The organism is Agromyces sp. NPDC057865 (assembly GCF_042796995.1).
GTDB lineage: Bacteria > Actinomycetota > Actinomycetes > Actinomycetales > Microbacteriaceae > Agromyces.
In genome coordinates, this window is record NZ_JBHVMJ010000002.1 from 905,046 (window position 1) to 918,353 (window position 13,308).

Genomic DNA, 13,308 nt, shown 5'->3' on the forward strand with positions numbered 1-13,308 from the left:
CAGTCAACCGCGTGCCCGGGTATCAGTGAAGGGCCGATCGATGATGGAGTCCATCAGCGTCGTGGATGCGCCGACCCCATCGACCGCGCGATCGGCAAGCCGCCGCCATGGCCCGTGAGTCCGCCGTCGACGGCGATCTCGGCGCCCGTGACGTAGGAGGCATCCGGCGACAGCAGGTGCGCGATGACGGCGGCGACCTCCTCGGCGCCGCCCGTGCGCCCGAGCGGCGTGGCCTCGAGGTTCACGTCGCGGAAGTCGTCGGGCGCGCTCGCGGTCATGGGCGTCTCGATGAACCCGGGGCTCACGAGGTTGACGCGGATGCCGCGGGGCCCGAGCTCCATCGCCGCGGTCTTCGTGATGCCCCGGAGCGCCCACTTGCTCGCGCCGTACGCGATGCCGTAGTGCGCCATCGTGCCGGCGGCCGACCCGACGTTCACGACGGAGCCGCCGGCCCGCATGAGCGGTGCGAGCACCTGCATGCCGAGCGCCGGAGCGATCGCGTTGACGGCGAACGCCTGCTCGAAGTCGTCGGCCGTCACGTCGTCGAGGCGTGCGCGGCGGGTGATGCCGGCGGCGTTCACGAGGCCGTCGAGGCGGACATCGTCGTCGCCGACCGTTCCGGCGAGCCCGGAGGCGGCGTCTGCCGCGCTCCCATCCACGAGTCGCGTCGCGAGCTCGGCCCACTGCTCCCGGTCCGCGACGTCGAGCCCTACCCGCTCCACGCGGTCGCCGCCGCCGGCGAGGTCGTCCCACGCGAGGTCGACGGCGACCACCCGAGCCCCGGCCTTGGCGAGCGCGGTCACGGTCGCCGCCCCGATTCCCGACGCCGCTCCCGTGACGACGTATCGGCGTCCTGCATGCGCCTCCATCGGCGACCCCTTCCGCTCCGAACGGTCCGGTTCCATGGTGTCGTGCCGCCGGCGCCGTGATGCCGCGCATCACCGATCACGATGATCGAGGGCCGCGACCGTCCGTACGCTGACGAGAGGCACTCGACGAGGAGCAGGAGGCGCCGATGACCGACACCGACGACGCCGAGCGCTCGGACCTCGCGCCCGCGCGCCTGTTCTCGTGCGCCGGACAGGTCGCGATCGTGACCGGCGGCTCCTCCGGCATCGGCCGCGCCGCCGTGGAGGCGCTCGCCGCCGCCGGCGCGCGCGTGCTGCTCGTCGGGCTGCCTGCGAGCGACCCTGAGGGCGTGGCCGCCGCCATGAGCGCCCCGGGGCTCGAGGTGCACGGCCGCGGCACGGATGTCACGGCCGACGGCGCCGCGGCGGCGATCGTGGCGGCGGCCCTCGGCCGCTGGGGCCGCCTCGACACCGTGGTCGCGAACGCGGGCGCCGCGCTCGACGAGCCGGGACCGGCCGACCTCGACGCCCTCGACCGGATGTACGCGCTGCACGTGCGCTCGGTCGCCGCGCTCGCGAATGCCGCCGTGCCGGTCATCGCCGAGTCCGGCGGCGGTGCGTTCCTCGTGATGTCGAGCATCGCCGGGCTCCGCGGCAACCGGGTGCTGTCGGGCTACGGCATGACGAAGGCGGCGAACGCGCAGCTCGCCAGGAACCTCGCCGTGCAGTGGGGCCCGCACGGCGTGCGCGCGAACGCGATCTCCCCCGGCGTCATCGAGACAGACTTCGCCCGTCCGATCACCGAGGATCCGTCGCTCGCGATCGTGCGGCGCGAGCGCACCCCGCTGCGGCGGTTCGGCCGCGTCGAGGAGGTCGCCGGCGCGGTCGTCTGGCTCGCGTCATCCGCCGGCGCCTTCGTCACCGGGCAGAACATCGTCATCGACGGCGGGACGATCATCGCCGACTGACCGCCGACACTCCACCTGCCGACCCCCGCTTGGCATACTGGAGGCAGCCGCTTCCGACGGAGGACTGCCGTGGCCGATCTCACCGTTCTCGCCCAACGCCACCTCGATGCCGCGCTCGGGGACGAGCACGGCCGCAGTGCCGAGCTCATCCTGCGCGACGGCCCGATGCGCCAGACCATCATCGCCCTGCGCGACGGGGTCGAGCTCGCCGAGCACAACTCCCCCGCCGCCGCGAGCCTGCAGGTGCTGGTGGGCAGCGTGCGCGTGACCGGCCAGGACGTCACCGACATCCGCGACGGCCGCATCGAGGTGCTGACCCATCATCGACACGCGGTGCTCGCGCTCGAGGACGCCGTGTTCCTGCTCACGACCGTGACCAGCGTGGACGGGAGCGTCAGCGGACCCGAGCGCGCTCGCTGAGCTCGTTCACTCACCTCACGCGCCGACGCCGCCCGACATCAGCGCCGTCCGCGCGGCGGCGATGGCCGGGTTGGCCTCGCTGCCGGTGCGCAGCGCGACCCGGATGGTCCGCGCGCTCCCGCTGGGCCCGAGGGCGCACTCCGATGCCTCGGCCACCACGAGCGGGGGAAGGAACGCGACCGCGCAACCGTGCGCGACGAGGCGGGCGTGGAGGAGTGTCGCTCGCGACGGTCACGGCCACGCTCGAGCGCCCCATCGTGCGGTACGTGGGGTGAGCGGCGGCGCGCGACATCGACGCGCAACGCTGGCGCTTGCAACGTCGATCGCTTCGCCAGGTTGCGCATCGATGCACTCCGTCGATCGCTCTGCACATCGTGAACGATGCCCGCGGTGATCGCTCGATACGTTGCGTGAACGAGGCGCCCTTCGGTTCACCGATTGCCACGTCGCCGGATCCTCACGCCGATCGACACGCGCGATGAGGGCTCCGACGGTCAAGTTATCTTCCCAGTTGTCGTACGTTTGTTCGATGTTGTCTTGCAACATCAGGACGATCATTCGAATCTATCTGCTATACTGAAACTACTCGTGCCGGAGTGAACGAACTGGAGACAGTCATGCATTCACCCCTGCACGAAATCGCGCCGCCGTGTTGACCGGCGAATCCGAGTCGGCCGCGGGCTTTCCCTCGATCGCGGGAACCGCAGTGGCTACCGGCCTCGATCTCATCGTCGATCGCTTGAACGAGGCATCGTACGCGCAATCCGACGCGAATCGGGCTCATGCCCGGCTCTGGACCGCCTTGGCCGAACTGATGCGACTGGCTCGCGCCAATCCGCAGGTCTACCTGCGCTCCGAGGGCATGGCACGGGCTGACGCATTGGCGATTGCCGAAGACACCGCGGCATACGATGCGGGGCTGCGCCTGCAGCTCTCGGCCAACCAGGTGGGCTCGATCGCCCACGAAGCCCAGGTGCTCGAAGACCGTCTGCCGACCTTGCGCGATGCGTTCGTCGCCGGCGTCACCACGGTCGGGCACGTCCGCGCCGCGGTCGACCTCGTGACGGGATGGGCCGACGAAGGAGCCCTCGAAGCATTCGACGAGCGCGTGGCCGCATCCGCATCCACGACGACCGTGTCGGTGTTCCGAGCTCGGGCGCGGCGCCTGAAGGAGCGAGTACTTCGGGAATCCCCCGAAGACCGGCACACGAAGGCGTTCGCCGACCGACGCATCTGGATCGAGCGAGCCGACGACGGGATGGCGTACCTCCACGCCCTCGTCGCGGCACCCGATGCCGTGCGCATCGTCGAGCGATTGAACGCCACCGCCCGCGCCGAGCAGCAGAAGACCCGGGTAGGCGAGCCCGGCTGGCGCTCACGTGATCAGCTCCGCGCCGATCTCGCCGTGGGTTGGCTCGCGGGCGACGGCACTCCGACCGCCGCGAAGGTGCGTCCGATGCTGCTCGTTCCGCTGCTCTCCCTCCTGGGCGAGAGCGACCAGCCGATCGAGCTAGCGGGATACGGCAGCATCGATCGACGCTCGGCGGCGCGCCTGTTCGCGAAGGCCCCGTCGTTCCGACGGGTCGCCACCGACCCGTTCAACGGCGAGATCCTCGACTACGACCGCACGCGTTACCGGCCGACGAAGGCGCAACGCGACTGGGTCGCGCTTCGCTTCGAGACCTGCATCGATCCGACGTGCTCCCGCCCGGCCCACGATTCCGATGTCGATCATCTCGAGGAGTGGGTCCGCGACATGGGGCGCACGAATCGTGACAACCTGTTCCCGCTCTGCGAGAACGGCAACCGTCGCAAGAACCTGAGCCGCGTCGCCTATCGGCGGATGCCCTCGGGGAAGGTCGCGATCACCACGCCGACAGGGTTCACCGTCACCACGGAAGCGCCCACCGTCGTCTCGGAGGCGCCACCGTTCTGACCGACGCGCAGGAATTCAACTTCCAGACGGCGCACCGCACGCCGCCCGAACGCGGTGATGAGCGCGCGTCAGCCGACGGTTGCGTCGGTCGACTGGTCCATGACGTAGATCACGAGCCCGTTGGGATCGCGATACGTCGCCAGCCGGCCGCCCGGGATCTCGGCCGGCTCGGCGATCACGTCGAGTCCCGCGGGCGCGTCGGCGTGGAATCGCTCGACGCTGTCGACGACGAACACCGGCCCGGCCGGGGCATCGGGATCGTTCGCGTCGAGCATGAGCTGCACGTCGGTGCCGGGCATGCCGAGCGAGACGGTCGTGTCGCCCTCGCGCCACACCTCCTCGGCGCCGAACGCATCGCGGTAGAGGGCCAGGGAGGCGGCCAGGTCGGACGTTGGGGCCAGGAGGAACTCGAGCTTCATCGCGCAGCCTTTCCGTGTGTCGTAACGTGACTTGCCCTCAGCATAACGGCATTATGGTCACATGCGCGAGTGGATCCCGGTTTCGACGTCCCCGAAGGGGCGCCTCGTGCTCGCCGCTGCCCGCGAATTCGGCTCGCGGCCGTTCGACGAGGTCACCGTCGCCGACCTCGCCCGCGCCGCGGAGGTCACGACCGGCGCCCTCTACCACCACTTCGACGGCAAGCTCGGGATCTACGCGTTCGTGCGCACCGACGTCGAGCGCCGGGTGCTCGACCGCATGGAGGGCGCTGCGGCGGCCCTTCCCAAGGGGTCGGCGAGCGCGCGCATCGGCGCCGCGCTCGCAGTGGGCTTCGACTTCGCGATCAAGGCCGGGTTCGCATGGATGCTCGCGGAACCCCCGATGGGCGACGAGCCCGACACCATCGCTCGCGCGTTGGCCGAGCTCTGCGCGCCATCGTCTGAAGAGCTCGGCGCGATGCTCGCCGCGTCCTGGCGGGCCGCCGTCGGAGCCGTCGCGAGAGGCGGCGACGCGGCGACGGTGCGTGAGGCGCTGGGTCGCCTCTCCGCGGGTTGAGCGGGTCGCGGGTTGAGGAGCCAGCGAAGCAGGCGTCTCGAAACCCGGCGCCCGCCGGTTCAGCAGCCCGCGGGTTGAGGAGCCAGCGAAGCAGGCGTCTCGAAACCCGCCGCCCGCCGGTTCAGCAGCCCGCGGGTTGAGGAGCCAGCGAAGCAGGCGTCTCGAAACCTGCACCGAACGGGGTTTCGAGACGCGTCCGGCTCCGCCGGGCGCTCCTCAACCCACGGACTCTGGCTACACCCGCGCGAACACCGCGGCGAGCGCCTGGCCCCCGCCGATGCACATCGTCTCGAGCGCGAGCTCGCCGTCGAGCGCGGGCAACTCGTGCGCGAGCGTCGCGAGCATGCGGATGCCCGTGGCGCCGATCGGGTGGCCGATCGAGATGCCGCTCCCCCGCGGGTTCAGCCGCGGATCCTCCGCGTCGACGCCCCAGTCGGCCAGGCACGCGAGCACCTGCACGGCGAACGCCTCGTTGAGCTCGATGACGTCGAGGTCGTCGAATCCCAGTCCAGCCCGCGCCAGCGCGAGGTTCGCCGTGGGCACGGGCGCGACGCCGAAGCGCAGCGGGTCGTTGCCCGCGACCGCCCACGAGACCAGCCGCAGCATCGGCTGCAGTCCGAGCTCGCGGGCGCGATCGGGCGTCGTGACGATGCACGCCGCGGCCGCGTCGTTCTGGCCGCTCGAGTTCCCCGCGGTCACGGTGGCGTCGGGATCGCTCCGGCCGAGGATGGGCTTCAGCGCTGCGAGCGCCTCGAGGGACGAGTCCCCGCGCGGATGCTCGTCGCGGTCGACGACGACGGTGCCGCGTCGACCTTCGACGGACACGGGCACGAGCTCGGCGTCGAATGCGCCCGACTCCTGCGCGGCGACCGCCCGGCGATGCGACTGCAGCGCGAACGTGTCCTGCGCCTCGCGCGAGATGCCGTACTCCGCGCGCAGCAGCTCGGCCGAGCCCACGTTGCCGTCGGGCGTCGGGAAGCGAACGCCTCCGACCGTCTCCCGTCCGCGCGAGAGTGCGTCGCGCAGCAGCAGCCCCGCGCCCGACACACCGCGCCGACCCTCGACGGTGTACAGCGGCGCGTTCGACATCGATTCGACGCCGAGCGCGACGACGGCCTCCGAGACGCCGGTCTGGACCTCCATCGCGGCGTTGAGCACGGCCTGCAGACCCGATCCGCAACGCCGATCGAGCTGGTAGCCGTTCGTCGTGACGGGGAATCCCGCATCGAGCGCAGCCACCCGGCCGATCGCCGGCGCCTCCATGGTCGGGTAGCCCTGGGCGCCGATGACCCCGTCGATCGCCGCCGGGTCGACGCCCGTGCGCTCGAGCAGCGTGCCGAGCACGGTCGTCGCGAGTTCGAGCGCCGGAACGGTCGCGAGGGCGCCGCCCATGCGGCCGACGGGGGTGCGCACCGGGGCGCAGATCACGACGTCGCGGAGCTCGGTCATGCGATGGCTCCACGGGTCTCGATACGCGTGCGGCTGCGCCGCGCGCTGCTCGACCACCGGAGTGTGCGGCTGCGCCGCGCGCTCCTCGAGCACCGGGGCGTGCGGCTCGAGCACCGGTCGCTCACCGGTCGGCTCCGACGGTGAACGGGGCGCCGGTGACATCCGTCACCTGCTCGACCGTCACGCCGGGCGCGAGCTCGACGAGCACGAGCCCCTCGGAGGTCACGTCGAAGACAGCGAGGTCGGTGATGATGCGGTCGACGCACGCCTTGCCCGTGAGCGGCAGCGTGCACTGCTCGACGATCTTCGCGGAGCCGTCCTTCGCGACGTGCTCCATGACGACGATGACGTGCTCCGCGCCGTTGACGAGGTCCATGGCACCGCCCATGCCCTTCACCATCTTGCCGGGCACCGCCCAGTTGGCGATGTCGCCGCCCGACGAGACCTGCATGGCGCCGAGCACCGCGGTCGTGATGCGTCCGCCGCGGATCATGCCGAAGCTCGCCGCCGAGTCGAAGTACGCCGCACCGGGCAGCACGGTGACGGTCTCCTTGCCCGCGTTGATGAGCTTGGGGTCCTCCTCGCCCTCCCACGGGTACGGGCCGACGCCGAGGATGCCGTTCTCGGAATGCAGCACGACCTCGACCCCCTCGGGCAGGTGGTTCGGGATGAGCGTCGGCAGTCCGATGCCGAGGTTCACGTAGGAGCCGTCCTCGAGCTCGCGGGCGGCGCGGGCGGCCATCTCGTCGCGGGTGAGGGACATCAGCGGGCCTCCTCGGCCTGGTCGGCGGCGGGCGCTACGGCGGCTCGGTCGGTTCCGGATGCCACGGGCCGCGCCCGCACGGTCACCTTCTCGATCGGCAGGTCGGTCGCCTGCTCGGGCGTCAGCACGATCACGCGGTCCACGTAGATCCCGGGCAGGTGGATGTCGTCGGGACCGAGCACGCCGGGCTCGACGAGCTCGTCGACCTCGGCGATCGTGATGCGCCCCGCCATGCCGGCGAGCGGGTTGAAGTTGCGCGTCGACTTCTCGAAGCGCAGGTTGCCGTGCCGGTCGCCGACGGCGGCCCGCACCAGGCCGTAGTCCGCGCGGATCGCCTGCTCGAGCACGTACTCGCGGGACTTGCCGAACACGTCGAACGGACGCAGCTCCTTCGGATCGCTCGTGAGCGCGACCGAGCCGTCGGGCGCGTACCGCAGCGGCATCCCGCCCTCGGAGACGGCGGTGCCGGCGCCCGTCGCGGTGTAGAACGCCGGGATGCCGACGCCGCCGGCGCGCAGCCGCTCGGCGAGCGTGCCCTGCGGGGTGAGCTCGACCTCGACCTCGCCCGAGAGGTACTGCCGGGCGAACTCCCGGTTCTCCCCGATGTAGCTCGCGATGACCTTGCGGATGCGTCCGGCCGAGAGCAGCTCGCCGAGGCCCCAGCCGTCGACACCGCAGTTGTTCGAGACGACCTCGAGGTCGCCGACGCCGCGGGCGAGCAGCGCCCGGATGATCGTGATCGGCACGCCCGACAGGCCGAAGCCGCCGACGGCGAGCGACGACCCCGACGGGATGTCGGCGACGGCCTCGTCGGCCGACGCGTAGGTCTTGTCCATGGATGCTCCGTAGCTCGGGAAGTGGGGAAATCGGGAAGGGGGAATCGGGAGGTCGGGTCAGTCGTTCGTGTCCGGCGCGTCCGCGGCATCGTGCTCCGCGAACACGTCCCGCATGATCGCGAGCGCGCTGTTCGCGGCGGGCAGGCCCGCATAGAGCGCCGTGTGCAGCAGCACCTCGGCGATCTCGTCGCGCGTGAGCCCGTTCCGCAGCGCGGCGCGCACGTGCATCGCGATCTCGTTCTCATGGCCGCCGGTCATGAGGCTCGCGAGCGTCGCGATCGACCGCTCGCGGCGCGTCAGGCCGGGCCGGGCCCAGATGTCGCCCCACGCCGTGCGGGTGACGAAGTCCTGGAACGCCGCCGTCTCGGGCGTCGTGCCCGCGATCGCCCGGTCGACGTGCGCGTCGCCGAGCACGGCGCGGCGCACGGTCATGCCGTGGTCGTGCACGACGGATGCCGCAGCGGCCCGCTCGGCGGCGCCGACGTGCTCCGCGATGAGCTCGGCCACGGTCGCGGGCTCCTCGAGCACGGCGAGGTGCGACGCCCCGTCGAGCGCGATGTGCCGCGCACCGGGGATGTCGTCGGCGAGGTCCTGCATCGACGCGGGCGTGGTGACCGCGTCGTGCTCGCCGCTGATCGCGAGCGTCGGCACGGCCAGCGAACCGAGGTCGGCCGTGCGATCGAAGTCGGCGAGCGCCTCGGCGCAGCGGGCGTACGAGGCGTCGTCCACGTCGACGAGCGCGGTGAGCGTGCGCGCGCCGGGCCCGCCCGCGTCCCGGTCGAGGAACCCGGGCGCGAACCAGCGGCCCGCGCTGGCCGTCACGAGCGACGCCGTGCCGCTCGCGCGCACCTGCGCCGCGCGGTCCGTCCAGCCCTGGGCGGTGCCGATGCGCGCGCCGCTGCAGCTCATGACGAGGCTCTGCACGCGCTCGGGGTGCGCGACCGCGAGCTCGAGCGCGATGACGCCGCCGAGCGAGACGCCCGCGACGTGGAACCCGCCGCCGCCGGCCTCGTCGACGACCGCGAGCACGGCCTCGGCGAGGTCGGGGATGCTGACGGGACCGGGCACCGCCGGGCTCGCGCCGTGCCCGGGCAGGTCGATGCGCAGGATGCGCAGCCCAGCAGTGCGGGAATCGGCGCGCAGGGCGGCGACGACGCCGTCCCACAGCGTGGACTCGGTGCCGAGCGACGGCAGCAGCACGAGCAGCGGGTTCGCCGCGTCGGGCGCGGTGCCCGGAGCGAACGAGCCGAGGAGTCGGGGAACGGTCATGCGCGGGCCTCCGGTTCGGTGAGGCGGGTGAAACGGGCGACGGAGCGGTCGACCACGCGGTCGGATGCCGCGGCGAGCACGTCGCGGTCGGGACGCGCGCCGGCCGGGCCCGAGTCCGCGAGCAGCGCGGCGGCGCGGTCGGCGTCGAACTCGAGTCCCGACACGAGGCGCGACGCGGCGGCGGACGCCGAGCGCGCGAGCCGCGCAAGGCGCCTGAGCGCCGACCACTCGGCGTGCCAGCGGCCGGCGGACCGCTCGTCGCCGGCGATCGCCGCGCTCGCGATGACCGAGAGCAGCCCGGGCGCCTCGACGGCCGCGGCCGTGATCGCGACCGCGTCGGCGGGATTGCGCTTGTGCGGCATCGCCGACGAGCCGCCGGCGTTCGCGAGGCGCACCTCGCCGACCTCCTCCCGCGAGAGGAACGTCGCGTCGCCCGCGATGCGCCCGAGGGCCGCGACGACGCTGGCGGCGGCGGATGCCGCGGCGAGCACGGGCGTGCGCTCGGCGTGCCACGACCGACCGGGGTCGGCGAGCCCGAGCTGGGCGGCCAACTCGGCGCGCACCTCATCGGCGGCGCCCGGACGCCCGGCCGCGGCATCCGCTGCCGCACCGGTGCCCACCGCACCGCCGAACTGCACCGGGAACTCGACCGCATCGATCGCCGCGACGGCCGAGCTCACGCCGTCGAGCCAGCCCGCGGCGAGCACGCCGAGGGTCGACGCCTCGCCATGGCGGGCGAGTGACCGCGCGATGCGCGGGCGGTGCCGGGCGCCCTGCCCGAGCACCGCGAGCCCCCGTCCCGCCTCGACGAGCGAGGCGCGCGCGGCCGCGAGGGCATCGCGTGCGACGAACATGAGGGCCGTGTCGACGACGTCCTGGCTCGTGGCGCCGAGGTGGAGTCGATCGGCTGGAAGCCCCGCCGCCTCGAGCTGCGCGCGCAGCGCGGGCACGAGGGCGACGACGGGCACCCCGTCGCGCTCGACGCCGGCGCGCAGGGCGTCGCGGTCGAGGGCAGCGGAATCGAGCGCGTCGGCCTGCGCGTCGAGGAACTCGTCGAGCACGCTCCCCCACGCCCGCAGCAGCGCCCGCTCGACGTCGACGAGCGCCGCGAGCACGGCCTCGTCGTCGGTGGCGGTCGCGTCGGCGCCACCCGGATCGATGAGTCCCCAGTCGGTCATGACCCCATCCTCGTCAGACCTCGGTGCCGTAGTCGAGGAACACGGTCTCGCCGTCGCCCTGCAGGCGGACGTCGAAGCGGTACGAGCGGGGAGCGTCGGCGCGGGCGACGAGCGTCTCGCGGCGGTCGGCGTCGACGCGCGACAGCAGCGGGTCGGCGGCGTTCGCCTCGGCCTCGTCGTCGAAGTACGCACGGGTGAAGAGGTGGTGCAGCACGCCGCGGGCGAACAGCGCCACGACGAGGTAGGGCGCGGATCCCTCGCGGGCGGCGCCCGGCTTCAGGGTCGTGAACGAGTAGTGGCCGTCGCGGTCGACCGCCGCGCGGCCGTAGCCGGTGAAGCCGTGCTGGTCGCGCTCGAACGAGCCGCGCTCGGTCGATGGCCGGCCCGCGGCATCCGCGCCCCAGATCTCGACGATCGCGTCGGGGATCGGGTCGCCCGCGCCGTCGGACACGGTGCCGTGCAGCCGGATCGCGTCGTGCAGCCACGGCGCCCGCACGTCGGGCCCGCCCGGATACGGCAGCGCGTAGCCGAAGAACGGGCCAAGGGTCTGCGACGGGGTCTGGCCCAGCGCATGCCGGGCCGGCGCCTGCCGGGGCATCGACTCCTCAGGCATGGTCGGCGTCCTCCGGTTCCATCCACGTCGACTTCGGGCCGGTGAGCACCACGTCCCAGCGGTAGCCGAGCGACCACTCGGGCTCCGACACGTCGTGGTCGTACGACGCGACGAGCCGCTCGCGCGCCGCGGGGTCGACGATCGACTGGTAGATCGGGTCGAGCGCGAACAGCGGGTCGCCCGGGAAGTACATCTGCGTCACGAGGCGCTGCGTGAACGCCGTGCCGAAGAACGAGAAGTGGATGTGCGCGGGCCGCCAGGCGTTCCGGTGGTTCTTCCACGGGTACGCCCCGGGCTTGATGGTGGTGAGCCGGTACGAGCCGTCGTCGCCCGTGATCAGGCGCCCGACGCCCGTGAAGTTCGGGTCGAGCGGGGCCGGGTGCTGGTCGCGCTTGTGCACGTAGCGCCCCGACGCGTTCGCCTGCCAGATCTCGACGAGCTGGTTGCGCACGGGACGACCCTCGCCGTCGAGCACGCGTCCCGTGATGACGATGCGCTCGCCGAGCGGCTCGCCGACGTGCTGGATCGTGAGGTCGGCCTCCTCGGGCGACACGTCGGTGTGCCCGAACGCCGGCGAGACGAGCTCGATCTCCTCGGGGTCGGCGCGCACGAGCTCGTGCGTCGGATGCCGCAGCAGCGTCGACCGGTACGGCGCGAAGTCGCGACGCGGGTGCGCGGCGAGCGGTGCACCGGCGGATGCCGCGACATCGCGTTCGCGGCCGTGGCGGTCGGCGATCTCGCCGCTGATCGTCGCCTGCGTCAGCTCGGGCTGGGATGCGGGTCGTTGCATGGTCACTCCGTGGTGAAGGGAAGGCCGGCGTACTGCTCGGCGAGGCTCTGGAGGGCGGCGTGCGAGCCGGTCACGTACTCGAGCTGGCCGACCTGGCTCCGGTAGCGGAACGCGCGCGCCGAGGCATCCGGCACCTCGTGGTGCACGTGCAGCATCTCGGTCATCCACTGCGAGAAGTGCTGCACCTTCCACTGCCGCGCGAGCGCGCGGTCGCTGTAGCGCGCGAGGCCGGTGTCGTCGCCCGCGCGGTGGTCGAGGATGCCGCGGGCGAGGAGCGCGACGTCGGCGATCGCCGAGTTCAGGCCCTTCGCTCCCGTCGGCGGCACGATGTGCCCCGCGTCGCCCGCGAGGAACATGCGGCCGTGCTGCATCGTGGACACCACGAAGCTGCGCATGGGCGTGATCGACTTCTCGGTGATGGGACCCTCGCGCAGCTCCCACCCGTCGACGCCGAGGCGGGTCTGCAGCGCGTCCCAGATGCGCGCGTCGCTCCAGTCGTCGATCGACTCGTCGGGCGCGACCTGGACGTAGAGGCGCGAGACCTCGAGCGAGCGCATCGAGTGCATGCCGAAGCCGTCGCTGTGGAGCGCGTAGATGAGGTCGTCGGTCGAGGGCGGCACGTCGGCGAGGATCCCGAGCCAGCCGAACGGGTACGCGCGCTCGAAGACCTCGATGCCGCCGTCGGGGATGCTGCGCCGGCACACGCCGTGGTAGCCGTCGGCGCCCACGACGAAGTCGCACTCGAGCTCCTCGGTGACGCCGTCCCTGGTGTAGGTGACGGTCGGACGCGCGCCGGTGACGCCGACGGGCTCGACGTCCCGCGCCTCGAACACCACGTTCGAGCCGATGCGCTCGTGCTCGGCGAGCAGGTGCTTGACGAGCGCCTGCTGGCCGTAGACCGTGACGGTGCGGCCGACGAGGTCGACGAAATCGACGTGGTGGCGCCGGCCCTCGTACTGCAGGTAGATGCCGTGGTGGGTGAGACCGCGCTCGCGCAGGTCGGCGTCGAGGCCGTGCTCGGCGAGCAGGTCGACCGAGCCCTGCTCGAGCACGCCGGCGCGGATGCGGCCGAGCACGTGCTCGCGGGTCTGGGCCTCGAGGATGACGAACGGCACGTCGGCCTGCGCCAGGAGATGGCCGAGCATGAGGCCGGCGGGGCCGGCGCCGATGATGGCCACGGAGGTGGACTGTCGCACGTGGGTACGCCTCTCACGTCGTCGGGAAGGACGTGACGAGCATGCAGCG

General features: G+C 72.6%; 15 protein-coding genes. 4 read left to right on the forward strand and 11 right to left on the reverse strand.

The genetic code is table 11. From position 1 onward, the window contains the following. Nucleotides 1–53 precede the first annotated feature (53 nt). Nucleotides 54–869 carry an SDR family NAD(P)-dependent oxidoreductase gene (locus ACFVN5_RS11865; protein WP_376955351.1) on the reverse strand — a complete coding sequence of 272 codons (816 nt, stop codon included), beginning with the start codon at nt 867–869 and terminating at the stop codon, nt 54–56. A gap of 146 nt (nt 870–1,015) precedes the next feature. On the opposite strand from ACFVN5_RS11865, the gene ACFVN5_RS11870 reads away from it, so the two are divergent. Next, nucleotides 1,016–1,816 (forward strand): SDR family NAD(P)-dependent oxidoreductase, encoded by an 801-nt coding sequence (locus ACFVN5_RS11870; protein ID WP_376955353.1) that lies wholly within the window; start codon nt 1,016–1,018, stop codon nt 1,814–1,816. A gap of 69 nt (nt 1,817–1,885) precedes the next feature. Beyond that, nucleotides 1,886–2,236, forward strand: a complete 351-nt coding sequence (locus tag ACFVN5_RS11875; protein WP_376955354.1) for a cupin — start codon at nt 1,886–1,888, stop codon at nt 2,234–2,236. Nucleotides 2,237–2,251: 15 nt separating this feature from the next. Here the strand turns inward: ACFVN5_RS11875 and ACFVN5_RS11880 are convergent, their stop codons facing one another. After that, the gene (locus tag ACFVN5_RS11880; RefSeq protein ID WP_376955355.1) at nt 2,252–2,392 is read right to left on the reverse strand and encodes a hypothetical protein; all 141 of its coding nucleotides are present in this window, start codon (nt 2,390–2,392) and stop codon (nt 2,252–2,254) included. 493 nt (nt 2,393–2,885) lie between these two features. Here ACFVN5_RS11880 and ACFVN5_RS11885 point away from each other — a divergent pair, with 493 nt between their 5' ends. Further along, entirely contained in the window at nt 2,886–4,172 is a 1,287-nt protein-coding gene (locus ACFVN5_RS11885) for a DUF222 domain-containing protein (protein WP_376955356.1), read from the forward strand. A 68-nt stretch (nt 4,173–4,240) separates the two neighbouring features. On the opposite strand, the gene ACFVN5_RS11890 is transcribed toward ACFVN5_RS11885, so the two are convergent. Further along, on the reverse strand, nt 4,241–4,591 hold the full coding sequence (locus ACFVN5_RS11890; protein ID WP_376955357.1) for a VOC family protein: 351 nt from the start codon (nt 4,589–4,591) through the stop codon (nt 4,241–4,243). A 61-nt stretch (nt 4,592–4,652) separates the two neighbouring features. Here ACFVN5_RS11890 and ACFVN5_RS11895 point away from each other — a divergent pair, with 61 nt between their 5' ends. After that, nucleotides 4,653–5,165 carry a TetR/AcrR family transcriptional regulator gene (locus ACFVN5_RS11895; RefSeq protein ID WP_376955359.1) on the forward strand — a complete coding sequence of 171 codons (513 nt, stop codon included), beginning with the start codon at nt 4,653–4,655 and terminating at the stop codon, nt 5,163–5,165. 234 nt (nt 5,166–5,399) lie between these two features. Here the strand turns inward: ACFVN5_RS11895 and ACFVN5_RS11900 are convergent, their stop codons facing one another. The 8 genes from ACFVN5_RS11900 to ACFVN5_RS11935 are packed head-to-tail and all read right to left on the reverse strand — an operon-like array spanning nt 5,400 to nt 13,259. Then, a complete protein-coding gene (locus ACFVN5_RS11900; RefSeq protein WP_376955360.1) occupies nt 5,400–6,776 on the reverse strand; it encodes an acetyl-CoA C-acetyltransferase in 1,377 nt (458 codons plus the stop codon). Beyond that, nucleotides 6,736–7,377 carry a CoA transferase subunit B gene (locus tag ACFVN5_RS11905; RefSeq protein WP_376955361.1) on the reverse strand — a complete coding sequence of 214 codons (642 nt, stop codon included), beginning with the start codon at nt 7,375–7,377 and terminating at the stop codon, nt 6,736–6,738. The genes ACFVN5_RS11900 and ACFVN5_RS11905 overlap by 41 nt, the downstream gene beginning before the upstream one ends. Then, complete coding sequence (locus ACFVN5_RS11910; RefSeq protein ID WP_376955362.1) at nt 7,377–8,213, reverse strand: CoA transferase subunit A; 837 nt, start codon at nt 8,211–8,213, stop codon at nt 7,377–7,379. Before ACFVN5_RS11910 ends, ACFVN5_RS11905 begins: the two co-directional genes overlap by 1 nt. 57 nt (nt 8,214–8,270) lie before the next feature. Then, entirely contained in the window at nt 8,271–9,482 is a 1,212-nt protein-coding gene (gene pcaC / locus ACFVN5_RS11915) for a 4-carboxymuconolactone decarboxylase (protein ID WP_376955364.1), read from the reverse strand. Continuing rightward, entirely contained in the window at nt 9,479–10,660 is a 1,182-nt protein-coding gene (locus ACFVN5_RS11920; protein ID WP_376955365.1) for a lyase family protein, read from the reverse strand. Before ACFVN5_RS11920 ends, pcaC begins: the two co-directional genes overlap by 4 nt. 13 nt (nt 10,661–10,673) lie before the next feature. Beyond that, on the reverse strand, nt 10,674–11,273 hold the full coding sequence (gene pcaG / locus ACFVN5_RS11925) for a protocatechuate 3,4-dioxygenase subunit alpha (protein WP_376955366.1): 600 nt from the start codon (nt 11,271–11,273) through the stop codon (nt 10,674–10,676). Continuing rightward, a complete protein-coding gene (pcaH, locus tag ACFVN5_RS11930; protein ID WP_376955367.1) occupies nt 11,266–12,063 on the reverse strand; it encodes a protocatechuate 3,4-dioxygenase subunit beta in 798 nt (265 codons plus the stop codon). Before pcaH ends, pcaG begins: the two co-directional genes overlap by 8 nt. A gap of 2 nt (nt 12,064–12,065) precedes the next feature. Further along, on the reverse strand, nt 12,066–13,259 hold the full coding sequence (locus ACFVN5_RS11935; protein ID WP_376955368.1) for a 4-hydroxybenzoate 3-monooxygenase: 1,194 nt from the start codon (nt 13,257–13,259) through the stop codon (nt 12,066–12,068). Between the last annotated feature and the right edge of the window lie 49 nt (nt 13,260–13,308).